Source organism: Sulfurimonas sp. NWX79 (genome assembly GCF_039667035.1).
Classification (GTDB): domain Bacteria; phylum Campylobacterota; class Campylobacteria; order Campylobacterales; family Sulfurimonadaceae; genus Sulfurimonas; species Sulfurimonas indica.
The window spans coordinates 21,142-45,249 of the sequence record NZ_JALCZL010000013.1; the positions used below are offsets into that span (position 1 = coordinate 21,142).

The 24,108-nt window shown below is 37.5% G+C and carries 25 protein-coding genes; 18 read left to right on the forward strand and 7 right to left on the reverse strand.

The features are described from left to right. Positions 1 to 26: 26 nt before the first annotated feature. Complete coding sequence (locus tag MNY27_RS06935) at positions 27 to 797, reverse strand: undecaprenyl-diphosphate phosphatase (RefSeq protein ID WP_152184579.1); 771 nt, start codon at positions 795 to 797, stop codon at positions 27 to 29. An 89-nt stretch (positions 798 to 886) separates the two neighbouring features. On the opposite strand from MNY27_RS06935, the gene MNY27_RS06940 reads away from it, so the two are divergent. The 16 genes from MNY27_RS06940 to MNY27_RS07015 all read left to right on the forward strand — a co-directional run bounded on the left by MNY27_RS06940 (position 887) and on the right by MNY27_RS07015 (position 17,046). Beyond that, positions 887 to 2,014, forward strand: a complete 1,128-nt coding sequence (locus MNY27_RS06940) for an aminotransferase class V-fold PLP-dependent enzyme (RefSeq protein WP_152184578.1) — start codon at positions 887 to 889, stop codon at positions 2,012 to 2,014. Beyond that, the gene (locus MNY27_RS06945) at positions 2,015 to 2,872 is read left to right on the forward strand and encodes an ATP phosphoribosyltransferase regulatory subunit (protein WP_152184577.1); all 858 of its coding nucleotides are present in this window, start codon (positions 2,015 to 2,017) and stop codon (positions 2,870 to 2,872) included. A gap of 3 nt (positions 2,873 to 2,875) precedes the next feature. Beyond that, the gene (locus tag MNY27_RS06950; RefSeq protein ID WP_152184576.1) at positions 2,876 to 4,135 is read left to right on the forward strand and encodes an adenylosuccinate synthase; all 1,260 of its coding nucleotides are present in this window, start codon (positions 2,876 to 2,878) and stop codon (positions 4,133 to 4,135) included. A 17-nt stretch (positions 4,136 to 4,152) separates the two neighbouring features. Continuing rightward, entirely contained in the window at positions 4,153 to 4,590 is a 438-nt protein-coding gene (locus MNY27_RS06955; RefSeq protein ID WP_152184575.1) for a flagellar export protein FliJ, read from the forward strand. Continuing rightward, on the forward strand, positions 4,587 to 5,099 hold the full coding sequence (locus tag MNY27_RS06960; protein WP_246153851.1) for a PDP protein: 513 nt from the start codon (positions 4,587 to 4,589) through the stop codon (positions 5,097 to 5,099). The genes MNY27_RS06955 and MNY27_RS06960 overlap by 4 nt, the downstream gene beginning before the upstream one ends. Positions 5,100 to 5,173: 74 nt before the next feature. Further along, the gene (locus MNY27_RS06965) at positions 5,174 to 5,725 is read left to right on the forward strand and encodes a DUF507 family protein (protein ID WP_152184574.1); all 552 of its coding nucleotides are present in this window, start codon (positions 5,174 to 5,176) and stop codon (positions 5,723 to 5,725) included. Between the two features lie 2 nt (positions 5,726 to 5,727). After that, positions 5,728 to 6,864: a glutamine-hydrolyzing carbamoyl-phosphate synthase small subunit gene (gene carA, locus MNY27_RS06970; protein WP_152184573.1), complete on the forward strand. Its 1,137-nt coding sequence runs from the start codon at positions 5,728 to 5,730 to the stop codon at positions 6,862 to 6,864. A gap of 223 nt (positions 6,865 to 7,087) precedes the next feature. After that, complete coding sequence (gene ccoN / locus MNY27_RS06975; protein ID WP_152184572.1) at positions 7,088 to 8,581, forward strand: cytochrome-c oxidase, cbb3-type subunit I; 1,494 nt, start codon at positions 7,088 to 7,090, stop codon at positions 8,579 to 8,581. An 18-nt stretch (positions 8,582 to 8,599) separates the two neighbouring features. Continuing rightward, positions 8,600 to 9,292, forward strand: coding sequence for a cytochrome-c oxidase, cbb3-type subunit II (gene ccoO / locus MNY27_RS06980; RefSeq protein WP_152184571.1), 693 nt, complete (start codon positions 8,600 to 8,602; stop codon positions 9,290 to 9,292). 10 nt (positions 9,293 to 9,302) lie between these two features. Continuing rightward, entirely contained in the window at positions 9,303 to 9,506 is a 204-nt protein-coding gene (locus MNY27_RS06985) for a cytochrome c oxidase, cbb3-type, CcoQ subunit (protein ID WP_152184570.1), read from the forward strand. Between the two features lie 9 nt (positions 9,507 to 9,515). Continuing rightward, positions 9,516 to 10,451: a c-type cytochrome gene (locus MNY27_RS06990; RefSeq protein WP_152184569.1), complete on the forward strand. Its 936-nt coding sequence runs from the start codon at positions 9,516 to 9,518 to the stop codon at positions 10,449 to 10,451. A 1-nt stretch (position 10,452) separates the two neighbouring features. After that, complete coding sequence (locus MNY27_RS06995) at positions 10,453 to 10,662, forward strand: DUF4006 family protein (RefSeq protein WP_152184568.1); 210 nt, start codon at positions 10,453 to 10,455, stop codon at positions 10,660 to 10,662. A gap of 106 nt (positions 10,663 to 10,768) precedes the next feature. Next, positions 10,769 to 11,482, forward strand: a complete 714-nt coding sequence (locus MNY27_RS07000; RefSeq protein WP_152184567.1) for a 3-dehydroquinate dehydratase — start codon at positions 10,769 to 10,771, stop codon at positions 11,480 to 11,482. Continuing rightward, positions 11,463 to 11,978 (forward strand): FixH family protein, encoded by a 516-nt coding sequence (locus tag MNY27_RS07005; RefSeq protein WP_152184566.1) that lies wholly within the window; start codon positions 11,463 to 11,465, stop codon positions 11,976 to 11,978. Before MNY27_RS07000 ends, MNY27_RS07005 begins: the two co-directional genes overlap by 20 nt. Then, positions 11,978 to 14,323, forward strand: a complete 2,346-nt coding sequence (locus tag MNY27_RS07010) for a PD-(D/E)XK nuclease family protein (protein WP_152184565.1) — start codon at positions 11,978 to 11,980, stop codon at positions 14,321 to 14,323. The genes MNY27_RS07005 and MNY27_RS07010 overlap by 1 nt, the downstream gene beginning before the upstream one ends. Further along, positions 14,323 to 17,046, forward strand: a complete 2,724-nt coding sequence (locus MNY27_RS07015) for a RecB-like helicase (protein ID WP_152184564.1) — start codon at positions 14,323 to 14,325, stop codon at positions 17,044 to 17,046. The genes MNY27_RS07010 and MNY27_RS07015 overlap by 1 nt, the downstream gene beginning before the upstream one ends. On the opposite strand, the gene MNY27_RS07020 is transcribed toward MNY27_RS07015, so the two are convergent. The 6 genes from MNY27_RS07020 to MNY27_RS07045 all read right to left on the reverse strand — a co-directional run bounded on the left by MNY27_RS07020 (position 17,041) and on the right by MNY27_RS07045 (position 22,923). Further along, positions 17,041 to 18,696: a GGDEF and EAL domain-containing protein gene (locus tag MNY27_RS07020; RefSeq protein ID WP_152184563.1), complete on the reverse strand. Its 1,656-nt coding sequence runs from the start codon at positions 18,694 to 18,696 to the stop codon at positions 17,041 to 17,043. The two genes, MNY27_RS07015 and MNY27_RS07020, sit on opposite strands and share 6 nt — an antisense overlap. 82 nt (positions 18,697 to 18,778) lie before the next feature. Next, positions 18,779 to 19,633 carry an ATP-binding cassette domain-containing protein gene (locus tag MNY27_RS07025; RefSeq protein WP_152184562.1) on the reverse strand — a complete coding sequence of 285 codons (855 nt, stop codon included), beginning with the start codon at positions 19,631 to 19,633 and terminating at the stop codon, positions 18,779 to 18,781. Further along, positions 19,630 to 20,301, reverse strand: coding sequence for a molybdate ABC transporter permease subunit (gene modB, locus MNY27_RS07030; RefSeq protein WP_152184561.1), 672 nt, complete (start codon positions 20,299 to 20,301; stop codon positions 19,630 to 19,632). The genes MNY27_RS07025 and modB overlap by 4 nt, the downstream gene beginning before the upstream one ends. Then, on the reverse strand, positions 20,298 to 20,696 hold the full coding sequence (locus MNY27_RS07035; RefSeq protein ID WP_152184560.1) for a TOBE domain-containing protein: 399 nt from the start codon (positions 20,694 to 20,696) through the stop codon (positions 20,298 to 20,300). The genes modB and MNY27_RS07035 overlap by 4 nt, the downstream gene beginning before the upstream one ends. Then, complete coding sequence (gene modA, locus MNY27_RS07040) at positions 20,693 to 21,439, reverse strand: molybdate ABC transporter substrate-binding protein (RefSeq protein WP_152184559.1); 747 nt, start codon at positions 21,437 to 21,439, stop codon at positions 20,693 to 20,695. Before modA ends, MNY27_RS07035 begins: the two co-directional genes overlap by 4 nt. 8 nt (positions 21,440 to 21,447) lie before the next feature. Beyond that, positions 21,448 to 22,923: an OprD family outer membrane porin gene (locus MNY27_RS07045; protein WP_152184582.1), complete on the reverse strand. Its 1,476-nt coding sequence runs from the start codon at positions 22,921 to 22,923 to the stop codon at positions 21,448 to 21,450. 252 nt (positions 22,924 to 23,175) lie between these two features. On the opposite strand from MNY27_RS07045, the gene rplM reads away from it, so the two are divergent. Continuing rightward, positions 23,176 to 23,598 carry a 50S ribosomal protein L13 gene (gene rplM, locus MNY27_RS07050; protein WP_152183263.1) on the forward strand — a complete coding sequence of 141 codons (423 nt, stop codon included), beginning with the start codon at positions 23,176 to 23,178 and terminating at the stop codon, positions 23,596 to 23,598. Between the two features lie 11 nt (positions 23,599 to 23,609). Then, on the forward strand, positions 23,610 to 24,002 hold the full coding sequence (gene rpsI / locus MNY27_RS07055; RefSeq protein WP_152183264.1) for a 30S ribosomal protein S9: 393 nt from the start codon (positions 23,610 to 23,612) through the stop codon (positions 24,000 to 24,002). The last annotated feature ends 106 nt before the right edge of the window (positions 24,003 to 24,108 follow it).

The window sequence follows — 24,108 nt, forward strand, 5'->3', positions numbered from 1 at the left end:
TCGTGTTCCAAATGTTAAAAATTATTCTAGTTAAATAATGTTAAAAGAAGGATGCCAAAAAGAATTCTATAGATTCCAAAAGTGACAAAGGTGAACTTTTCGAGGAATTTTAAAAAGAGTTTGATAGTCAAATAAGCAACCACAAAAGCAACTACAAACCCGAGTACGAGTGTTACTAAGTTTGCATCAGAAAACTCATGATAGTGTTTGAGCAGGTCATAGCCTGTAACGGCACACATTACAGGAAAAGCAAGTAAAAAAGAGAACTCTGCACTTGCTTTACGTGAAAGATCTACAAGTAGCGCACCAATGATGCTCGAACCCGCTCGAGAGGTTCCCGGAACGAGTGCAAAAATCTGTGCTATACCAATGAGGAGAGCTTGTTTGTAAGAGACTTGCTCTACATCATCAAGAAGAGTACGCTCTTTAGGGATATAGAGCTTTTCAACAAGTAAAAAGATGATACCTCCTACAATGAACATAATGGCTACAACATTGATACTAAAGAGCTCTTTTATCTGATGCGAGAAGATAAAGCCAACAGCACCGATAGGAATGAATGCAAGGATAAGTTTCTTCCACAGCTCTATCTTTTGGAGAGTAAATTTTTCTCTGTAATTGAGTACGACGGCTAAAATGGCTGCAAATTGGATGATGACTTCATAAGCTTTGGTAACACTTGTCTGATCAATGCCTAAAAATTTTGAAGCAACGATAAGGTGTCCGGTGGAAGAGATTGGCAAAAACTCTGTAAAACCTTCAATAATTCCCAAAACAGTTGAATCAAATAGTGTCATTTTGTGCCTTAAAACTAAAATTTAAACATATTTCGATATAATACGAGGTTTTTTTAAAATTAAACATTAAACCAAGTAGGAAAAACTCAATGTTACTATTTACTCCTGGTCCAACTCCAGTACCACAAAACGTTAGAAATGCAATGGCTGATGAGACTATGCATCACCGTACACCTGAATTTGAAGCGATTTTTGAAAAGACGCGTGAGCATCTTTTTGAACTTTTTACTACGGATGAAGTGGTTATGATAGCTTCAAGTGGAACTGGTGCTATGGAAGCAGCGGTTATCAACCTCTGCCATAACACACTTCTCAATGTCAATTCTGGAAAATTCGGTGAGCGTTTTGGAAAGATTGCAAAAGCGCATGGACTGGGTTCAGTTGAGATTAAAAACGAATGGGATACTCCTGTAAGTGTTGAAGCAGTAGTAGAGGCTGTAAAAGCAAACGCTGATATTGATGCTATTGCCGTACAGATCTCTGAGAGTGCGGGTGGTCTTCGTCATCCAGTTGAGGAGTTAGCAAAAGCGATAAAAGAGATCAATCCTGAGATTATGATTATCGCTGATGGTATCACTGCTGTTGGTGTTGAGAGAATTGATGTGACACATATTGACTGTCTTATTGCCGGTAGTCAAAAGGCATTGATGTTGCCACCGGGACTTGCAATTTTAGGTCTTTCAAATGTTGCGATTGAAAAAATAGGTGAGGGGCGTGGTTATTATCTTAATTTAGCGAGCGAGATTAAAAAACAGCGTCAAAATACTACCGCCTATACAGCAGCTACAACGCTTATTATTGGTCTTTTAGAAGTTTTAGAGACAATTAAAAATGAGGGTGGCTTTGGTGTGCTTTACTGTAATACTGCCAGACGTGCAAAAGCAACAAGAGCGGCACTCGAAGCAATTGGTCTGCACTCTTATCCAAAAGCACCTGCAAAGAGTATGACGACAATCGATGATAAAGATGCATCTAAAATCCGCTCAGCTTTAAAAGAGGAGTATGGTGTGAATGTTGCAGGTGGACAAGACCATCTCAAAGGAAAAATCTTCCGTATTAACCAGATGGGACTCATTGCTCCGTATGAGTCTATCTGGGTTGTGAATGCAATAGAGTTGATACTCCACCGTATGGGACGTTTGGAGTATACAGGTCTTGCATCAAAAGTATACAATGAGACCTACTTTAAAACTGCACTAGAAAAAAAAGAGATATAAATGATACTAGAACACGAAATTCCAAACGGTTCAAAGCTCTACTTTGGTAAGAGTGCAAAACTCAAACGCCATATTGAGCAGGTTGCCAGTGAGATTTTGGATGCAAATGGATATGAAGAGATTGTAACACCGATTTTTTCATATCATCAACACAAATCCATCGCTGATGAGCGTGAACTTATCCGCATCAATGATGAGAAAAACAATGCACTTTCACTCAGAGCGGACTCTACAATAGATGTTGTACGCATTATTGAGAAGCGTTTGGGACATAATACTAAAGAGAAGAAGTGGTTCTATATTCAGCCGGTCTTTACCTATCCGACAACGGAACAATATCAAGTCGGTGTTGAGTTTATGGGAGAGAAAAATCTCTCTTCTGTCATGAACCTCACGGTAGAGATTTTTGAAAAACTAGAAGTAAAATCTTTAATTCAAATCTCAAATATGAAGATACCACAGCTTTTAGTGGAGATGTTTGATGCGTTAGAGATTGATGATTTTAGACATATTAATATAGATAAGTTTATCAACCTTAAAGAGGAGTGGCTTACAAAGCTTGTTTATCTGCAGTATATTGAGCAGGTAGATGAGGTAATGGCAATCGCACCAAAAGCGATAGCAGATGAGCTTCTAAAGATGAAAGAGCTGTGTGAGCAGATGCAGTGTGATAATGCAGTCCTTGCACCGATGTACTATGCAAAAATGCTCTATTATGATGAGCTCTATTTTCGTTCAATCGTAGAGAATGAAGTCTATGCACGTGGTGGAAGATATAAAAATGGTGAGCTGACATCGGTCGGGTTTGCAATATATACAGATGCTTTATGTGAAGCATTAGAGAAAGAGGAAAAGTAAGAGATGAGTAGAAATCAAGCAGATGTAATCGTTGGAATCCAATGGGGAGACGAAGGTAAAGGAAAGATTGTAGATAAACTGGCACTTGAATACGATATGGTATGTAGAAGCCAGGGAGGACACAATGCAGGACACACTATCTGGGTAGATGGTGTTAAATATGCACTGCATCTTATCCCTTCTGGTGTACTTAACCCTAAAGCTATCAATGTAGTAGGAAACGGTGTGGTACTCTCTCCGTCATCTATCATTAAAGAGATGGAGCAGTTTGAAAATCTTGAAGGGCGTCTTTATATCTCTGACAAGGCCCATCTAAATCTTTCTTACCATGCTGCGATTGATCAGGCAAAAGAGCGCCTTAAAGGTGACAAAGCAATCGGTACAACGGGAAAAGGTATCGGGCCTGCATATTCTGATAAGATAAACCGTATTGGGCATCGTGTAGGAGAACTTTTAAATCCTGAAAAACTTTGTCAGACAATTTTGGACTATTTTGAGCAAAACAAGCCTATTTTTGATGTTATGGATCTGCATGCTCCAACAAAAGAGGAACTTTTAGCAGAGCTTAATGGATATAAAGAGAAACTTGCTCCATTCATCACAGATACGACACAGATGGTATGGCGTGCACTTGATGCTGAAGGGAAGCGTGTTTTGCTTGAGGGTGCACAGGGAACAATGCTTGATATTGATCATGGAACGTACCCGTATGTAACTTCAAGTTCAACTGTAAGTGCCGGAGCATGTACAGGTCTTGGACTCAATCCTAAAGACATTGGGAAAGTGACAGGGATTGTAAAAGCGTACTGTACACGTGTTGGTAACGGACCATTTCCATCAGAAGATTTAGGTGAAGATGGCAAGCGTCTTGGTGAACAGGGACATGAGTTTGGAACAACAACAGGTCGTGCACGAAGATGTGGTTGGTTTGATGCAATTGCAACGCGTTATGCAAGCCGTCTAAATGGTTGTGATGAGTTGGCGTTGATGAAGCTTGATGTTCTTGACGGTTTTGATGAGGTAAAAGTTTGTGTTGCCTATGAGTACAATGGTAAGACGATTGATTATCTTCCTGTAGATTTGGAAAATGTAAAACCGATTTACAAGACTTTCAAAGGTTGGGATAACTCTGTAGGAGTCCGAAAATTTGAAGATTTACCGCAGAGTGCACAAGAATATGTTAAACTTATCGAAGAGATTAGTCAGACGAAGGTTGGTATTATCTCAACATCACCAGAGAGAGATGATACGATAATCCTCTAAATCAAGGAAATAAAAGCATGAAGACTCGTTTTAGCGCTTTGGTCAGTTTAAAGAAAAATGCAATGCAAAAGAGTGAGCGAGTCGTGCAAAATGCAAATAAAAACCTTTTTAATGCCAAAGAGGCTCTGCGTGAGTCTTTGGCAGAACTGCAAAATATTCCTGCACCACAGCAGGGTATCATATCCGATTTTTTGGCAAACAGAACACTTTTAGACTCACAAAGAGCAGTTATTTCTCATAATGAATCCTGGGTAGAGTATGCACAAAAAGAGCTTTTAGAGGCAAAAGAGCAGCTCAAGCGTGATATGATAGAGTATGAAAAGTTTAACTACTTAGAGCTTCAAGAGATAGAGAAAATGCTGCAAGCCAAAAAGCTACAAGAGACAAAAGATTTGGATGAAGTGGCACTGATGACATACTCCAAAAAAACAAATATTATAAGGCAAGCTTCATGATACGATGGTTACTGCTGCTTCTTTTTACACAAAATTTTCTTTTTGCCCTGCAAACAAGTGATAAACTTTTTGAATGTACCGAGATTTTTAAAGAGAGAAAGAGTGAACTTTTAGTAGAGTTAGAGCGTATAGATGAGCAAAAACAGTCTCTTCAGGCTCTAAAAACAGCAACTGAAGAGCTACTCAAACAAAAAGAACAGAAGCTCTCCTTACAAGAAGAGCAAGTTAATAAAAAATTAGCAGAAATAACGCAAAAAGAAGCCTCTGTTAAAAAAATGCTCGCACGGAATAAAAAGATTTTAGAAGAGGTAAAGTCGACGAAAATGAGTAAAATTGCGCAAACATTTGCAAAAATGAAACCGGCATCTGCTGCAAATATACTCTCAGATATGGAGACAAATGAAGCAGCAGCTATTTTACAGTCGCTCAAACCAAAGATAGTCGGTAAGATTTTAACGAAAATGAATGCAAAAAAAGCTTCGGAACTAACGCTCTTACTTTCTAAATAATTTCACTCTAATAAGATTTTTACCTTATTTATTGTAAAATGTCTGAATTTAAATAAATAAGTAGGGTCGCCATCATGAAAATATCATTAAAAACTATTCCCCATATATCCAATAAAATATCTATCGACTTAGCAAAAAGTGGTGCCGTTACTCTAACACGTGGACTTGAACCTGTTGCACATGAAGCAGAAAAAATACTCCAAGAGAGTGTAAAAAAAGAGATGGCTTTAGAAGAGAAAGTAAATGAGTACCTCGAAGAGAATGAGGAAGAGATAGAGTTTATGCTTGCTGATGAGCGTCAGCTTTTCTTTATGATAAAGAAAAAATTGGCACCTGAATTTGATGTTATTTTGGATTATGAAGAGCGTTTTTCAGATATTGCACATAAGGTTTTAGATGAGCTTTATGAAGAGGATCTTATCCATTTCGATGTGAATGAAAACCGTGTGAAAAATATCATTTTTAATGCTATCACATCATTTTTGGCAGATACTTCTGAGATTGAAGATGCGGTAATGGAGAAAATTCGTTCATACAAAAGAAAGTTTATTCCCGGTACTGATGAGTTCGAAATTTTATATGAAAAACTCTACCGTGAAGAGTTGAGCAAAAGAGGAATGGAGTAAGTATGGAGTCACTAAAAAAAGCTTGGATATATTTGGAAAATGGTACTTTTTTGGAAGCATCAAGTTTTGGTGCCAATAAGACAGAAGTCGGTGAGATAGTTTTTAATACTTCGATGACAGGATATCAGGAGATTATGAGTGACCCATCTTATGCGGGGCAGTTTGTAACTTTTACAATGCCAGAGATAGGGAATGTCGGTGTTAATGATGAAGATATGGAATCTCTTGCAGCACATGCAAAAGGAATGATTGTTCGCCGTTATCAAAAGCGTTATTCTAACTTTAGAGCAGAGGATTCGCTTACAAATTTTTTGAAAAAATATGATGTGATGGGAATTTGTGATATCGATACACGTTATCTCACAAAGATGCTACGTAGTGAAGGTGCTATGATGATGATAGCATCTACTGAAATAAGTGACAAAGAGGAACTTAAAAAGATTCTTGAGAACTCTCCTCGTATCGAAGATATTAACTACATCGAAAAGGTAAGTACAAAAGAGGCGTATAAGCACACTTCTAGTACATACAACTACAGAGCTTTTGAGTATGACAAAGCACCAAGTCCGGAAGCAAAGATTGTCGTTATCGATTTTGGTGTGAAGCGTAACATTTTAAACGAGCTTGTGAATGCAAAAATCGATGTAGAAGTTGTTCCAAATGATTTTATTGCAGAGGATTTGATTGAAAAATACAACAATAAACTCATTGATGGCGTCTTTTTATCAAATGGACCGGGTGATCCACTTGTTCTCAAGCGTGAGCAAGAGCAGATTAAAAAGCTTATTGATGCAAAAGTGCCGATGTTTGGTATCTGTCTTGGACATCAGCTCCTTTCAATCTCTCACGGATATGATACATTTAAACTTAAATTTGGTCATCATGGTGGAAACCATCCTGTTAAAAATGAAAAAACAGGACTTGTAGAGATCACTGCACAAAACCATAACTATAATGTCCCAGATAATATTACAGAGATTGCTGAAGTAACACATGTCAATCTTTTTGACAATACAATCGAGGGCTTAAAGTACAAAGATGAGCCAATTTTCTCTGTTCAGCATCACCCGGAAGCCTCTCCTGGACCAAAAGAGAGTGCATATATCTTCTCTGAATTTCTTTCTCTTATCAAGAGATAATTAAGCAACAGCATAAGTGTTGCTTAATTTGACGATAAAACTGCAGTATCTTAAATGTACATAAAATTCCAAAACTAAACAAAAAGATAAATTTTCTAGCAATTTCTCTTTAAATTAAGATTCTTTAAACATATAGCTTGCTAATATACAAGTGTTGATTAGTTTGATAGGTGTATTTATGCACTTATGAGGCTTATTGCTTTGAATCTTAAGGAGGCTATATATGGAGAATCGTCCATTAGAGTACGACTATACGGTTGCAAAGATGTTTATGCTTACTACTATTATTTTAGGAATAGTAGGTATGCTCATCGGTGTAATTTTAGCTTTTGAACTTGCTTTCCCTAGTGTTAATACAATTCTAGGTTCAGGTTTAGCTGAATACACAAACTTCAGTCGTCTTCGTCCACTGCACACAGATGCGGTAATTTTTGGTTTTACATTAAGTGGTATTTTTGCTACTTGGTATTATGTTGGTCAGCGTGTACTAAAAGTGTCAATGGCAGAATCAGGCTTGTTGATGTTTATTGGTAAGTTGCACTTTTGGTTATACATTGTAGGTGTTGCAGCAGTTGTTGTATCACTTTTTGCAGGTGTAACTACTTCAAAAGAGTATGCTGAATTTGAATGGCCTATCGATATCGCTATCGTTGTTGTATGGGTACTGTTCGGTATGAGTATTTTTGGTCTTATCGGTATTCGCCGTGAGAAGTCATTATATATCTCAGTTTGGTATTACATTGCTACATTCCTCGGTATAGCTATGCTTTACCTTTTCAATAATATGGAAGTTCCAACTATGCTTGCAACATCACCTGCTGGTGAGACTGCTATTGGTAACTGGTGGCACTCTGTATCTATGTATGCTGGTACAAATGATGCCCTTGTACAATGGTGGTATGGACACAATGCAGTTGCATTCGGTTTTACTGTTCCTATCGTTGCTATGATTTATTATTTCCTACCAAAAGAATCAGGTCAGGCAATTTATTCTTATAAATTATCACTTCTTTCTTTCTGGGGATTAATGTTCGTTTACTTATGGGCTGGTGGTCACCACCTTCTTTATTCAACTGTTCCTGACTGGATGCAGACTATGGGTTCTATCTTCTCAGTAATCCTTATCTTGCCTTCATGGGGTTCAGCGATCAATATGCTTCTTACAATGAAGGGTGAGTGGCAACAAGTTGCAGCATCTCCATTAATTAAGTTTATGGTTCTTGGTTCTACATTCTACATGTTCTCTACATTAGAAGGTCCTATCCAAGCTATCAAATCTGTTAATGCGATCGCTCACTTCACTGACTGGATTGTTGGTCACGTTCACGATGGTGTTCTTGGTTGGGTTGGATTCATGATTATGGCTGCACTTTACCATATGGCTCCACGTGTATTCAAACGTGAAATCTATTCTAAGAGCTTAATGGCTGCACAATTCTGGATTCAGACTTTAGGTGTTGTTTTATACTTCACTTCTATGTGGATTGCAGGTATTACACAAGGTATGATGTGGCGTGCTCATGATGAGTTCGGTAACTTAGCTTACTCATTCATCGATACAGTAACAGTACTTCATCCTTACTATGCTATTCGTGGTGTAGGTGGTCTATTATACTTAGTAGGTTTCTTACTTTTCGCTTACAATATCTACAAAACTTGGACATCGGACAAAGAAGTAGATGCAGAGCGTTTAAATCAATCGCCTATGGGCGCATAAGAGAGGGAGGATAATAATATGTTTCATTGGTTAGAAAAACACCCGTTCTTTTTTGCGGTAGGTGTATTTGTTACAATTGCTTTTGCAGGTTTGATTGAAATTCTTCCAAACTTTGCTCAAGCTTCTCGTCCTGTAATCGGAACGGCTCCATACTCTACATTAGAGTTAGCTGGTCGTAACGTTTATATCAAGAACAGCTGTAATGCATGTCACTCACAGCTAATTCGTCCGTTTAAATCAGAGACTGACCGTTATGGTCACTACTCTTTAAGTGGAGAGTATGCATATGACAGACCATTCCTTTGGGGATCTAAAAGAACTGGTCCGGATTTAATGCGTGTTGGTAACTACAGAACTACTGACTGGCATGAGAATCACATGAAAAATCCTGCTGCTGTTGTACCAGGTTCGATCATGCCTGCATATAACTGGATGTTTACAAACAAAGCTGATATAGATACTGCTTATGCTGAGCAATTAACAGTTGCACAGTTCTTCTCAGTACCATATAACAAACCAGTTCCTATGAAAGATGGGTCAACTAAAGTTGTTAAAATGGGTAAATCAGTTGCAGAAGCTCATGCTTTAGCTTTAGAAGAAGCTAAAAAAGTTGCTGCAGATATGAAAGACCAAGATGTTAAAGATGCAGTTGCACGTGGGGAAATTCCAGAAATCGTTGCACTTATTGCATACTTAAACAGTCTGAAGTAAGAGGTAAAAAGTGAATATTGCTGAACTAAGTGCGTATGGTTACTTTGCATTAACAGTATTTCTTGTTGTAGTGCTATATGGATATATATACCATTTATATACAAAGAAAAGAGATGCAGAGGGTCATGACTATGAAGAGTATAGCAATATGGCACTCAATGACGATATAGGTTCTACTCCGGTTAAACCTCTATCGCGTGATAAAGAAAATTAGGAGAGATATATGAATAAGCTTTATCTTTGGGGAATTATCATTACAGCTGCTATGCTTGGTGCGACATATTTATCTGTTGGCATGAGTAAAGGTGGTTTAAATGGTGATATCGTCAATATGCTTGCGGTTGCAGGGGCTGTTGCTCTTGTAATTATTACAGTTTTTGTTGTAATCAAGTATGTTCGTCAAATGCAAACTGACCAGGCTACTGGTGAGCTTGCTGATGAGTCTTGGGACAACATAGGTGAATATAAAAATCCAGTACCGTTTGGTTGGGCAGTTATGTTCTTAGGTACTATGATTTGGGGTATGTGGTACTTTACAATTGGATATCCAGTAAATGCATTTTCTCAAATCGGCCAATACAATGAAGAAGTTGCAGAAAAGAATGCAAAATTCGAAAAAGAGTATGCTAACATTCATGGAGACAGACTTGTTGAGATGGGTGAATCTGTATTCTTAGCTGAATGTAAAGTATGTCACGGTATTGCTGCTGATGGTATTGATGGAAAAGCGGCTAACTTAAATGTTAGACTTGAAGCTAAGACAGTTAAAGGTGTTATTGAAAATGGTTCAAATAACAAACTTTTAGGTACTGAAATGCCAATGCCGGATCGTAACGGTCTTTTCAATGCTGAAACAGGTGCACTTATCACAGATACTGAGATTGATGCAGTTGCTGAGTATGTTGCAAATGGAATGAAAGGTAATGAAGCGGGTGCGAAAGTATTTGCTAACACTTGTGCTTCTTGTCACGGACCAGATGGAAAAGGTATGGAGTATGTAGCTCCAAATATTGCTGAGTTTACACCGGCACTTATTACTAATGTATTAACACATGGTAAAAAAGGTGTTATCGGTAAAATGCCAGCATTTGATAGACTTAACGCTAAACAAAAAGAAGCAGCTGCTGCTTATATCATTAGCTTAAGTAAAGGAGAGTAGCATGAATGAAAATAGAAGTGTTTTCGCTCTTGATGGTATAACTGGAATGTTAATTGCGACTGTATTGTTACTTAGTATTCTTGCATTTTTGACTGTGCAAGCACTAGGTGTTCAAAATGCAAATGCAGAAAACTTTTACAAGATTGAGAATGAAAAATCAATTAAAATGATTAGCACGGATAATGCTAAGCATATTGTAGATGTGAAATAAGGAGTATAAGATGGATAAAATTATTGGATGGGGCCTAGTTCTTATGGCTGCATATACTCTTTGGGCGGTAGTAACACCGAATCATCTATTTGTAGGTTAGAATTCTTTGAGATTTTTAACTAGAGGGCTTTATGCCCTCATCTTCATCATATTTTTTCAAACACAATTATTAGCTGAGTATTTATATAAAGATGAAATTGTTCATCGTAAAGCATTTGCTGCACAGATAGAAAAACTCGGAAGCGAACTCTATCAAAAAACAGGTATTTCACTACGTCTTCTTATGTTAAGAGAGTTACCGCAGGGCAAAAGTATGCTTGAGTATGAAAGAGAACTATTGGCACAGTTTCAAGAACCAACGGTGCTTTTAACTTTTTCAGAGATGGATAAAGAGGTGGATATCGAAACAAACGATACATCTTTATATAAATATTTTAACAGAAAACAGGTACTAAGCCCTGTTGCATCACCGGTCCAGGCTTTTATAATGGCGATGGTTTATGCGAAAAGTTTTGAGACATTTAATGAAATGCGAAAAGATTATGGAGGTACCATTTTACCTCTCTTGGCACAAAAAGCAAAAAAAGAACAGGTTGTAGGAAAATATGCAGGTTCCATGTATAACGGTTATCTTGATATTGCACATCAAATTGCAACTGCAAAAGGGGTTGTTTTAGAAAATGATCCAGGTGATGCCAATCAAGAAGCACTCTTCTGGGTGAAGCTGTTTTTCTACGGTTTTGTTTTATATGCTATAGTAATGTTAATTAAAAGAAAAATATATAAAATGAGGCATAAGAATGAGCAAGAAACAGAGTAGTGGCAGAATTTGGCCCTATGTTATTGGTATATCTATAACGCTTGTATTTGGTTTTTGTGTTGCTACTGTTATGGTAACAAGCAAAGCTAATATTCAAAGCAGTGATGCATATATGACGAATTATCAAGATGCGGATGCAAAAGCAAATGATTTAATCAAGGCAAGGATGCATTTTGATAAAAAATATAAAGTTAGCTACATAACGGAGTCTATCGGTGGTGAATCACCGGAGATAAAGTACAGTGTAGTGGATATAGAGGGCAAGCCTGTCAATAATGCAGAACTTATCATTGCTATCTCTCGTCCGGAGACAAGTGAGTTTGATCAAAAGCTTGACAATCCAAAAGTTGAGAATGGTATCTATACATTTAGTGGTGCAAAGTTCCCAAAAGTCGGTGTTTGGAATATCATAGCAAAAATTAAAGTAGGTGATGACTATCGATTTTTAAATATGAAAGCAGATACACGTATCAAAGAGGCTTTTGAATTTGAATAATGGATGATTCACTGATAGTTCTTCCCTCTGCTCGAGCAATTAGGCAGAGACAGTTAACAGTAGAAGAAGAGACGCTTTTTCTGCCAAACTACATCACTATGAGTGAATTCATTACAAAGCTCTGCCTTGTACAAGGACAGAGCTTTATAGATGATGATACTCGAATCCTTCTTTTACTAGAAGCTTCCAACTTTGAAAACTTTTCCAATCTTCAAATAGAGAGAAATTTCTTTACCTTTACAAAAAACTCCTCTTATATATTTAAATTTTTTGAAGAGCTCAGTGCTGAATTATATGACATCAATGTATTGAAAGATGCTGATGTATATGCTGAGTATGAAGAGCATATAACTATTTTAGAAGAACTGTATCGGCGTTACGGACAACTTTGTAAAGAGAAAAAACTACTTGATAGAATTTACCTTCCAAAACTCTATGAACTTAACTATAACTATCTTAAAGAACACGCAAAAGTAGAGATTGTTCTAGAGGGGTATTTGACAAGTTTTGAACTGCAGCTGCTGCGTGAAGCCACAGAGTACTCTGATATACTACTGCATTTTCACGCAACACGCTTTAATACAAAAATGCAGAATAAACTACGTGAGTTAGGCTTTGATATAGAAACAGGTTATAGATATACTTTGTCACTTAACTTAAAAGAGAGTGTTTCTAAAGAAGCTGTAGGTAAAGAGAGTAAAATAAGCTGCGTGAGCTTTAGTGAGCCGATTTTACAGATTGCTTTTATCAAGCAGAAGATTTATGAGTTTGTAGAAAAAGGGTATGATCCTGAGAAGATAGCCGTTATTTTGCCAAATGAACAGCGTGCAAAAAGTATCAGAAGTTTTGATGAGAAATCAAATCTCAACTTTGCAATGGGAAGAAGCTTCAAAGAGAGCCAAATCTATAAAAAACTCCATGCTGCAAGCATGCTTTTGGATGATGTGACCTATGAGAATATCTATCGTTTGGAGCGTGAGGGAGATGCTCTGTATATGCTTTTGCAGCAGCATTACAAAAAGAGCATGCAGCATGTGGATTTTATGGATATTATGGAAGCAGTGCAGTCTCTCATCACCAACAAGGAAGAGCAGAAGATATTTCAAGAAGAGCTTTATACTTTTCGTAAAATTCTTCCATATTTACGTGAGATGAATTTTCGCTCGGCACTCAATCTTTTTATGCAGAGAATGGCAAATCGTACACTGGATGATGTTTATGGTGGGAAGATTACCGTTATGGGAGTGTTAGAGACTCGGAGTGTTGTTTTTGATGCTGTTATTATCATCGATTTTGATGAAAGTAATGTTCCAAAACGAAGCTCCAAAGATATGTTTTTAAATACAAAGCTGCGTGAGATGGCAGGACTGCCTACGATGCAAGAGAGGGAGAATCTGCAAAAACATTACTATGAGATGTTGATGCTGCATTCAAAAGAGGTAGCTATATCGTATGTAGCCTCTAGTGAGAATCGACCTTCACGTTTTTTAAAAGAGCTTGGTATAAAAGTAAGCCAGACCATAGAAGAGTCAGAGTATGCAAAGATACTTTTTAAAAAAAGTAAAAAAAGAGTTCCGTTGCAAAAGGAGATAGTAGAGCCTTATAGTTTTAAAGATATTGAACTCTCAGCATCACGTTTGAAGACATTTTTAACGTGCAAACGAAAATATTACTACCATTATATAAAACACTTCAAAGAGCATGAGATCCCACGAGATATGCCACAAGAGTATGCAATAGGAAATGATATTCATAAAGCTCTACAGAACCTCTACCGTAAAAAAAATCACTATTACGATATCAAATCCCTACAACATGATTTAGAAAAAGAGCTAGAGGCTGTCAAAGGTCCAAGTGAGTTGGAAGCCTATCTTATTTCTCTTAAGAAGAGAGAACTTCAAAGCTTTTGTGAGAATGAGATAGCGCGTTTTCATGAAGGATGGCAAGTTGTGGCCTGTGAAAAAAGTCTAAAAGCTCCCTATCACGGTATGATGTTGCAGGGAAAAATAGATCGTGTAGATAAAAAAGAGAGTAGCATCAGTGTACTTGATTATAAGACAGGATCTTATACGCTATATAATAAAAACAGTGTAGCTGAAGCAACTGATTTTCAGTTAGAGTTTTATTATATTTTAGCAGGTGGACTTGGCAATGTTTCGGAGTGTGGATTTTATGATTTAAAAGAGGGGCGTATTGTACAAGAACCTTTTTTAGAAGAGAAACTGGCACTGTTACAGTCACATATTGCTGATTTGCTTTCAATAGAAGAGGTCGATTTTGCTCTGACGCAAGATACAAAAGCGTGTCAATTCTGTCCTTATGTTATGCTGTGTGGGAGAGATTGATGGCATTTGTTAATAATCTGGCATATGAAGCGAGTGCAGGAAGCGGAAAGACATTTATGCTCGTTGTACGCTATCTCTCCCTACTTTTTAGAGGTGCAGATGCATCAAAGATTTTAGCCCTAACTTTTACAAACAAAGCAGCTTCTGAGATGAGTGAGAGGATAGTGGAAACACTGGAGTCTTTAGAGACAAGAGATGAGCTTGATGAGATCGTAAAAGTTACAGGACTCTCACGTGAGGCAATTTTAGAGCAGAGAAAAAAAGTTTTAGCGACCTTTCTGAATGCCCATACAAAGATAATGACCATTGACAGTTTTTTTACGCAAATTCTGCGCAAATTTTCTCTCTATGTCTCATTGATGCCGGATTTCACTACACATGCCACGCAGCATGAGATAAAACTGCTTTCACGATTTTTAAAAGAGGTGAGTGTCGCAGGAAAAAAAGAGATGCTCATCTCACTTGCTTTGGAATCTAAAAAGAGAGTGAGTGATATCTTTACACTTTTGGATGAGTTTTATGAAAAAGAAGAAGAGTTGGAGCATCTTCTCTTTACGAAACAGCCATTCAGTGTGTATGAGACAGAAGCGATGCAAGCACTCAAAAGTCTGCAAGTCATTGTCAATAATTGTCAAGGTGCATCGGCAACACTGAAAAAGGCAGTGGATGTAGAGAGCTTTGAGGAACTGAGGTCAAAGACCTGGATCAGTAAAGAGAGTCTTGAGTACTGGGTTTTTAAAAAGTGTTACACTCCTGAGATGGATATCGCATTACGCAGTATACAAGAGGCTATGCGTGAGTATAACAGAGCTAAAGAGCAAAACTTCTTTGCTGCTTTGCGTGAGCTGACAGCAATTTACAAAAAAGCAAAAAAGGCACTCTATGTAGAAGAGAGTGAGCTTGGATTTTCCGATGTTACAAAGCTGGTCTATACGATTTTACATCGTTTGGATGAGAGTGAATTTCTCTATTTTCGACTTGATAGTACGATTGAACATATGCTACTTGATGAGTTTCAAGATACAAGTATACTGCAGTATAAAATTTTAAAACCACTTATCCGTGAGATAACTGCAGGAAGTGGCATCTTTGAAGAGGGGAGCTTCTTTTTTGTAGGGGATGTTAAACAGTCTATCTACCGTTTTCGTGGTGGTGTTTCCGCGCTTTTTGGTGAAGTGGCACGAGAAAATGGCACGGAAGTTGAAAAACTACTGACAAACTATCGCTCACAAAAAGAGGTCATTGAATTTGTCAATCATACTTTTAGTGACAAAATCAAAAACTATACGCCTCAGCTTGTCCGTTGTGGTGCCGATGATGGTTATGTAGAGGTTGTGCAAAATGATGAACTGCTAGAAGAGACGCTTATGCAGGTCCAAAAACTGATAGACTTAGGCGCAAATCATGATGATATCGCACTGCTCTGTGCAACAAATGGCGATGGAGAGATGATAAAAAACCTCCTTCAGGAGAAGCAGATAGAGGTTGTAACAGAGACTACAACGAAACTGATAAATCAGCGCAGTATCAAGGCGATTTTGGAGTATCTGAAATATCTCTATTTTAAAGAGAATATTTACAAAGAGAACTTTTTCGCTCTGATTGACCAAGAGAGTAAAAATATTGCCCTCCCTGATCTCAACAGTATCAGACTCTTTGATATTGTCAAAAACTGTATTGAGAAGTATGGACTCTTTAGTGATGATTTTCATACGATTCGTTTTTTAAGTGCTATAGAGAATTATAATGATATAGATGCACTTATCTTTGAATATGAACGTCTTGATGCAAGTGCTGCGGCTTCAGACGTAAGCGGTGTTCGAGTACTTACAGTACATAAGTCCAAGGGTTTGGAGTATAAACATGTTATTGTAATGGATAGGCTCAAGCAGGCACCATCTGCAAGAGAGAGTATTATCTATGAGTATGATGGTATTCGCTTAGAAAATATATATCTGCGTACAGCAGGTCGTGATGCAATTGATAGAGCCTATGCAGATGCCGTGCAAAAAGAGAAAGCACTGGTAACTGAAGATAGTCTCAATGCTCTGTATGTTGCCTTTACTCGAGCCAAAGAACATCTGTTCATTATTAAAAAGAGTGAAAAATCTATGTTTGATATTTTAGGCTTGGAGATTGGAAGTTTTGGAAAGCTTGCAGTCAAACAAGAACATAAAGAGATAAAAAAAGTTCCTGTTAAACTCAAGTATGAAAATCTTTACTATGGAACACAGAGTGAAATCTTAGCAGCTGAAAATGTTCAAGAAGAGGATTTGCATGCTATCAATTTTGGTATAGCACTGCACTACACCTTGGAGATGCTTTGGGAGTTTAGTCATGATGCCCTCAAAGCTGCAAAAGTGATGCTGACAAATAAGTATGGTTTTATCTTGACACAAGAAGAGATAGAAGATATCTGTAATCGAATAGAGCGACTTTTAGAACATAGGGAGTTTCTCTCTTTGTTAGAGAATGCAACATATAAAAAAGAGAAGCCACTCCGTTATAAAAAGAGCTTGCGTTATATTGATCTGCTTATAGCTAAAGAGGATAGAAGCTATATTGTCGTGGATTACAAAAGCTCTTACAAAGCGCATGAAGAGTATAAAAAACAGGTTTACTCTTATGTGCATGCAGTTAAAAGTATCACCGGTGCAAAAGTAGAGGGTTATTTGTGTTATCTCTTAGAAGATACTGTTAGGCTTGTCAAAGTCTCTTTATAATTGAGGTTGAGGCTCTGCTATTTCATAGCCTTGCACAAAATCAACGCCCAAAGCTTTTACATAATCATACACCTCTTTGGAGCATACATATTCTGCAATAACTGGAATCCCTTTTTTGTGGGCAAAGTCAATAATGGTAGTCGTGACTATCTGAGAATTTTCATCTGTTACGATATTTTTGATGTAGGCTCCGTCAATTTTAATGAAATCTATGGGCAGGTTGTTGAGCTGTCCAAAGTTTGAACACTGGGCACCAAAGTCATCTATGGCAAGCCGAAAGCCCTCTGCATGGAGTTCATTTAAAAGTGCTTGAATATTTTTATTGTGGGCAATACTGTCATTTTCGAGAATTTCAAATGTTATTCTGGAGTGTGGCAGATTGTACTTTTTGAGTATTCTTTTTGCAGTTTGTAAAAAATCAGGGTATTGTATATCATACTGGCTAATATTTACCGTAAAAAAGTAAGTGCTTTGGACAGCCTTTTTGCAGGCCTCTTCCAAGACAAACTGAAATATTTTAAATATCTGTCCGCTGTAGAGTGCCGCATCCAAAAAATGAAAAGGGGAGTAGATCTCATTTTCATATTCCAGTCTGACAAGGGCTTCGTATTTAATGATTTTACCGGTTTTTACTTCTAAAATAGGTTGAAAATAGGTATGCATTTTATGGTTGAGCAGGGCATCGCGTACCCTTGTACTCCATAGTGAATTGGCATGAATCGTCCGGAGTATGTTCAAATCATCTGTATATTTTTGAATACTGTTCTTGCCGTAACGGCGTGCCTCTTTGAGGGCAAACTCCGCTTTTTGGATGATGTTTCCGCGTTCGTACAGTGCAATGCCTATACTTGCTGTCAGACGTGTTTTTATACCGTTGACGTTAAAAACATATTTTGCAATATCGTCTTTGATGCGTAAAATATTCTCTTCGGTTGTCTCATTTTCGAGTTTGACACACAAGAGTGCGAAATTGTCGGAGTGCAGATGAAAAATCTGGGCATATCTGTCATATTTTTTCTCCAAAAATTTTGCAAAAGCACGCAGTACTTCATTGCCAAAGTCAAACCCGCTATGCTCATTGATGAGACTGAAGTCGTCTATATTGATGAGTATAAGAGATTTTTCTCCCATTGTGTCCAGATATTCTGAGAGTTTGATTCTGTTTGGAAGATGGGTTACATTATTGGTCGTCATCTTTTTATAGATTTCATCTCTGCTGGATTTTATCTCTTTGTACTGTTCATACTGTTTAAGGGCAGTTCTGATAATCAGATAGAATTTGTCACTCAGTATCTCGGCTCTCTCTTTGTAACCGTTAATATCATAAAGATCAAAAATCTTATTTGCAGGAACAGGAGAATTCCCGCTGTCTATCATAATAATTCTTATGTTGCTGTTGTGCAGAACATTTCTTATATGTTCAACAAGCCTCAGTCCGGCATCAGGCGTTTCCATAGATATGTCTATAAAAGCAAGGGAGGTATCGGAGTTGTCTTTTAAGAGCTCTTTGGCTTCTTGGGCATTGTGTGCATGGAGAATTTTGACAGGTTTATTTTGAATTGAAATATTTTGCAGTTCTTTTTTAATCACATTATGCACAGAAACATCATCATCAACGATTAAAATTTCCCAATATTTTGCAGACATCATTACATTTCCTATAACTATATCTAAGAGGATAGCACTTGTTATATTAATTTATTTTTAAAAATGGGGGGGGGTAGAAATTTTATTATTTATGGGTAATTGTAGGCACAAATGCTTTTGTACTTAATCGGACAGTTTGCCCTGTTTGCAAGTTTGTTGCCTCCTCAGAACTGACGACAACTTCAACAAGCTGCTGACCAATGGCAACAACAGCGATAAAGATAACATCTACTTTTTTTATCTCTAAGAGTTCACCTTGAAATGTGAATTTCTGACTCCCTTGTCTTTTTAAGAGTACATCAGTTGGTTTTCCGTCATTGATTATTTTGCCATTATCTAAAACCAGAACACGTGAGGCCAGACGGTAGATCTCGCTTGGGTCATGACTTACCATAATGGTTGTTGTCTGAAACTCTTTATGCAGAGTAAGTAGTTCATTTTGGAGTTTTATTCGCATTGCACTGTCTAATGCAGAGAGTGGTTCATCAAGCAGAAGAATTTTTGGTCGTTTCATTAAAGCTCTACAGATACTTACTCGCTGCTTTTGCCCACCACTGAGTGCATGAGGATAGCGTTTTTTCATCTCTTTTAGTTCTGTAATTTCAAGAAGATGATTGGCAAGTTTTGTATCTTTTGCCACATAGAGAAGATTTTGCTCTATCGTCATATTGCCAAAGAGGGCGTACTCCTGAAAAACAAAGCCTATCTCTCTTTCTTGCGGGGGAAGTGATTTGTCTGTGTGAAGCCATACCTTGTCTGCCACAGATATCTCACCTTGTGCATCTTCAAGCCCTGCAAGTATACGAAGCAGGGTTGTTTTTCCACTACCACTTTTTCCACTGAGTGCTACAAATTCTCCCTCTTCTATACTGGTATTCAGTGCAAGCTGCATCGCTCCGTTTGCACCGTGAAGCTCTTTTGTAATGTTGAGCTTTATCATAGTCCAAACCTTTTGCTCTGGCGTGCATTAAAGATATAAACGCTTAGTAGGACAACAAAGGAGATTCCAAGCATAATGGCACTGTAGATATGTGCTGCACTATAGTCCATAATCTCGACCATCTCATAGATAGCCACTGATGCTACTTTAGTCTCACCTGGAATACTGCCACCTACCATTAACACAACACCAAACTCACCAACTGTATGAGCAAAAGTGATGATAATGGCAGTGATAAGGGCTGGTTTCATATTTGGCAGAGCGACACGAAAAAGGGTTGTGAGTCTGCTTTTTCCTGCAATATAGCTTGCTTCTAACATATTTTTATTGAGCGATTCAAAACCGTTTTGCAATGGTTGGACCATAAAGGGCAGGGAGTAAAAACAGCTTGCAATAACAAGTCCCGTAAAGGAAAAGACCAGTTTCACACCAAGAGTCTCCTCAAAAAAAGCACCTATGGGAGAGTTATAAGAGAGTGCCCAGAGAATATAAAAACCGAGAACTGATGGAGGTAGTACGATAGGCAGAGCTGTGAGTGCTTCTATGAAAGGTTTTGCACGTGAGTGGGTTTGTGAGAGATACCACGCAAGGGGCAGGGCGATACAAAAAAGAATGAGTGCAGTAAACGATGCCAGTTTAAATGAGAGAATAAAAGGCTCAAAGCTCATGAAAGAGGCTCCAGTATGGAAATATCACTCGATTTTATCAATGCTGTTAGCTTATCTCCAACTTTTAAATTCATACGTTTTGCAGAATCAGCCGTGATGATGGACTCTAAAAGTCTGTCTTCAAAAGAGAGCTGCAGAGAACAGAGAAGCTCTCCCATCTCCATAGCATCGATGCTTACCTGAAGTTGATTTGAGTAGCTCAACTCTCCTTTACAATCTTTTGCAAGCGCGATGTTTGTTGCTTTCGTTGTCACAATAAGCTCTTTTGCATATTCAATCTTTGTGTCAAGTTCCAAGCTCATCATCTTGAGTGTATGCTCTTTTGAGCTAAATGTGACAATAGTGAGTTGACCATTACTTTCAATCTTCTCTATCTTTACCCGAATTTTATTCATAGGATATTGTACCCATATTTTTTAAAGATGCTTTTTGCTTCCTTACTTAAGATAAAGTCATAAAATTTTTTTGCTGCATTGTTGTTTGATCCATGTTTTATGATAACAATACCTTGAGAGATGGGAGTATAGAGATTTGCATCTACTTCTATCCAGTTTTTATCTTTTTTAAATTGTTTCATTTTTGGAGAATAGAGTGCTGACTTTGCGATGAAGCCAAGGTCTGCTGCTGTCATGGTATAGGTAACGGTTTGCGCAATGGACTCGCCGAAGATGAGTTTTGGTTTTATTTTTTGGTAGAGTTTTGCATTTTTGAGTGCTTGTATAGCTGCTTTTCCATAGGGAGCAGTTTTTGGGTTGGCAATGGCGATGCGTTTTATCTTTGTATCTGCAACTATTTTGATGCCCTGCGTGAGCTCTCTTGGTTTTTGGCTCAGTATCGCCAAAGCTCCCTGTGCATAGATACGGGGCTTTGTAATTGCAATGTTTTCTTTGTAGAGAGCTTCGGGATAGCGCATATTTGCTGACATAAAAATATCATAGGGAGCACCATTTTTTATCTGTGCGCTCAGTTTGCCACTACCACCGATAATGATACGAAGTTTTGTATCAGGATACTTTTTATAAAAAGCAGTTTGAAGTTCATCCATCGCATAAGAGACATTGGCTGCAAGTGCAATGGTCACTGTTTGTGCATACAAAAGTGAGCCAAAAAAAAGTGCAATTATAAAAAGTTTTTCCACATCGTATCCTAAAAGAGGTAGTTGAGTTCTAGTCGAACATCTGCATAGTTGGAGACTGTAGAAGCATCTTTAATAAAGTCTCTATATCCTAAGCGTACACGATACTGCATTTCCTGTAGTGATGGAATGTTCTGTATAAGACCAAGATAGTAAAACATACTATCTTCTAAAATCGCTTTGTTCTCATCACTATCTACATAAAGAACAGAAGCCTGAAGAAATGGTTTTGTATAGATACCTTTTGCATTTGCCCCTTTGACAACTTCAATGCGGTATGATTTTGTATTTGCTCTCCAGTTATAGATTCCCATTGAACGAGTATACCCTGCTGTTGGAAAACCTCTCCAAGGCGTTACAAGGTCGGCTTTATCTAAAATATTTGTATATCCAAGATTGATTTTATAATCATCTATCTTTGTTACAAGACGTGCTGCTATCATCTGTGCATTTAAAGAGTTTGGATCTTTATATGCTCCTGGATTTGTACTATTGACAGTTCCAAGTAGAGATGCTCCGCCTACATCTCCTGCTCCATTATCGAACTGCTGGATGTAACGAACGCCCGGACTAATACTAAAGCCATTCAAAGTTATTTTATAATTTAATTCACCCATCGCTTGTGAAAGGAGTGATGGTACAACATAAGAAGAGAAGTTGATTTTGAGATTTTTAACCGATTTATTTGTAATATCTAAAACAATCAGTGGTGCATCTGTTGATTTGCCGGCTGCTATGAGATTTGTATAGCTAAGACCTTTATGCATTGCAGAGTCATCATTGGCTGTCCATGTTGAGTAGCTAGCTGCATTGGAGTCATCATACATTAAAACAGCGTGTGAACTTTCATGGTCACGGAGCTTTTGTTTTGCTAAGTAAGCAAATTTTGCTGTTGTTTTTGTCACTTCTTTTGAGTTGATAACAAAGCCGTCAAAGGTGTTTGGAATCATCTTGGTATCATTACTTTTTGTGTAAAAAGTCTCAACAAGTTGACGACCAAGCGTGAAGTTTGTCTTTGAATATTTGTAGTTAAGATTGGCCTGTCCAAATGTATAGAGAGTTTTTGAACCTGTTTGAACATATTTATAACGGCTAAAAGTATCTTTGCCTGCTTTGATATATTTGACATTATCATGAATATCATCACTGTTGAAAAAGGCTTGTGAGCCATAAAGCCCAAGTGTGAAATCAAAGCCCTGTAGAGAAGCTGATCTGTAGATAAAACTTGCTCCGATAGCACCTACTAGAGTACTCTCATGCCCAGAATCATCATGGTCATAGCCAAAGTAGAAGTTATTTGTTCGAAGACGTCCGAAAAACTCTCCATCACTGAGCATTCCTTTTAAAGTATCAACTTCTTTTTGTTTGACATTATAGATAAGTTGACCATTGGTTTTAAGTGCTTGTTTTGGCAGAGAACTTTGGGCAAAGAGAAGTGATGAACCTAATGTAAGGCAAGAGAGCAGAAGAAGATGTTTTTTATGCATCAATATTTATTCCTTTAGAAAAATTATTGTTTTTACGTAGTATAGTACGAAGTATCTGAAAATTGTGTTATTTGTGATATAATTTTTTTCTACAAAAGATTCCCATATGAGATTGATGAGATTGCGCTCAAAAACCTTATAAATGACTTAAATTCAGCTTCTTATAAGTTTATACAGATATACTTTCGCCACTTAAACAAATCTCCTTCACAAATGATTTTTGTTATAAAAATTCCTACGAAAGGTTCATGAATGAAATTTACTAAAATTGCAACTCCTGAACAAATCGATCAAAAATGGGTTTTGATTGATGCTGAAGGTAAAACTTTTGGTCGTATGATCACTGAAGTAGCTACTATACTTCGTGGTAAGAACAAAGCATGTTTTACTCCAAATATTGACTGTGGTGACTATGTAGTTATCATTAACGCTTCTAAAGCAAAATTCAACGGTCTTGGAAAAATCGCTAACAAAGAGTACTTCTCTCACTCTGGTTATTTCGGTTCTACTAAGAGTGTTAAGATGACTGAGCTTTTAGAGAAAAATCCTGAGAAACTATACAAATTAGCAACTCGTGGTATGCTTCCTAAAACTAAGCTTGGTGCTAAAATGCTTAAAAAATTAAAAGTTTACGCTGGTAGTGAGCATCCTCACACAGCGCAACTAGCTAAGTAAGGAGTAATTACATGGCAGAAAAAATCTACGCAACTGGTCGTCGTAAAGCGTCTGTAGCAAAAGTATGGTTAACTCCAGGAACTGGTAAAATCACGATTAATGGTCTTTCATTAGACGCATGGTTAGGTGGACTTGAAGCGAAAAAACTTCGTGTAAAACAACCACTTGTTTTAACAAAACAAAATGAGAGCGTTGATATCGTTGCTACTACTTTAGGTGGTGGTTTCGGTGGTCAAGCTGATGCACTTCGTCATGGTATTTCTCGTGCGCTTGTAGCTTTTAACCCAGAGTTAAAAACTATCTTAAAACCTGAAGGTATGATGACTCGTGATTCACGTGTTGTTGAGCGTAAGAAACCAGGTAAACGTAAAGCACGTCGTTCTCGTCAGTTCTCAAAACGTTAGTATTCTTGTGGAATTTTATGTTCTACTAAGGTTTCTTTAGAAAACGTTAATCGTTTCACAACTTTTTTATCAAGAGATTTTCTCTTGGTAAAACCTCTCTTTTTTA

Bases quoted from the DNA above. Each gene is read 5' to 3' on its own strand.
- MNY27_RS06935 (WP_152184579.1), bottom strand. From the start codon at position 797: ATGACACTATTTGATTCAACTGTTTTGGGAATTATTGAAGGTTTTACA.
- MNY27_RS06940 (WP_152184578.1), top strand. From the start codon at position 887: ATGTTACTATTTACTCCTGGTCCAACTCCAGTACCACAAAACGTTAGA.
- MNY27_RS06945 (WP_152184577.1), top strand. From the start codon at position 2,015: ATGATACTAGAACACGAAATTCCAAACGGTTCAAAGCTCTACTTTGGT.
- MNY27_RS06950 (WP_152184576.1), top strand. From the start codon at position 2,876: ATGAGTAGAAATCAAGCAGATGTAATCGTTGGAATCCAATGGGGAGAC.
- MNY27_RS06955 (WP_152184575.1), top strand. From the start codon at position 4,153: ATGAAGACTCGTTTTAGCGCTTTGGTCAGTTTAAAGAAAAATGCAATG.
- MNY27_RS06960 (WP_246153851.1), top strand. From the start codon at position 4,587: ATGATACGATGGTTACTGCTGCTTCTTTTTACACAAAATTTTCTTTTT.
- MNY27_RS06965 (WP_152184574.1), top strand. From the start codon at position 5,174: ATGAAAATATCATTAAAAACTATTCCCCATATATCCAATAAAATATCT.
- carA (WP_152184573.1), top strand. From the start codon at position 5,728: ATGGAGTCACTAAAAAAAGCTTGGATATATTTGGAAAATGGTACTTTT.
- ccoN (WP_152184572.1), top strand. From the start codon at position 7,088: ATGGAGAATCGTCCATTAGAGTACGACTATACGGTTGCAAAGATGTTT.
- ccoO (WP_152184571.1), top strand. From the start codon at position 8,600: ATGTTTCATTGGTTAGAAAAACACCCGTTCTTTTTTGCGGTAGGTGTA.
- MNY27_RS06990 (WP_152184569.1), top strand. From the start codon at position 9,516: ATGAATAAGCTTTATCTTTGGGGAATTATCATTACAGCTGCTATGCTT.
- MNY27_RS06995 (WP_152184568.1), top strand. From the start codon at position 10,453: ATGAATGAAAATAGAAGTGTTTTCGCTCTTGATGGTATAACTGGAATG.
- MNY27_RS07005 (WP_152184566.1), top strand. From the start codon at position 11,463: ATGAGCAAGAAACAGAGTAGTGGCAGAATTTGGCCCTATGTTATTGGT.
- MNY27_RS07010 (WP_152184565.1), top strand. From the start codon at position 11,978: ATGGATGATTCACTGATAGTTCTTCCCTCTGCTCGAGCAATTAGGCAG.
- MNY27_RS07015 (WP_152184564.1), top strand. From the start codon at position 14,323: ATGGCATTTGTTAATAATCTGGCATATGAAGCGAGTGCAGGAAGCGGA.
- MNY27_RS07020 (WP_152184563.1), bottom strand. From the start codon at position 18,696: ATGATGTCTGCAAAATATTGGGAAATTTTAATCGTTGATGATGATGTT.
- MNY27_RS07025 (WP_152184562.1), bottom strand. From the start codon at position 19,633: ATGATAAAGCTCAACATTACAAAAGAGCTTCACGGTGCAAACGGAGCG.
- modB (WP_152184561.1), bottom strand. From the start codon at position 20,301: ATGAGCTTTGAGCCTTTTATTCTCTCATTTAAACTGGCATCGTTTACT.
- MNY27_RS07035 (WP_152184560.1), bottom strand. From the start codon at position 20,696: ATGAATAAAATTCGGGTAAAGATAGAGAAGATTGAAAGTAATGGTCAA.
- MNY27_RS07045 (WP_152184582.1), bottom strand. From the start codon at position 22,923: ATGCATAAAAAACATCTTCTTCTGCTCTCTTGCCTTACATTAGGTTCA.
- rplM (WP_152183263.1), top strand. From the start codon at position 23,176: ATGAAATTTACTAAAATTGCAACTCCTGAACAAATCGATCAAAAATGG.
- rpsI (WP_152183264.1), top strand. From the start codon at position 23,610: ATGGCAGAAAAAATCTACGCAACTGGTCGTCGTAAAGCGTCTGTAGCA.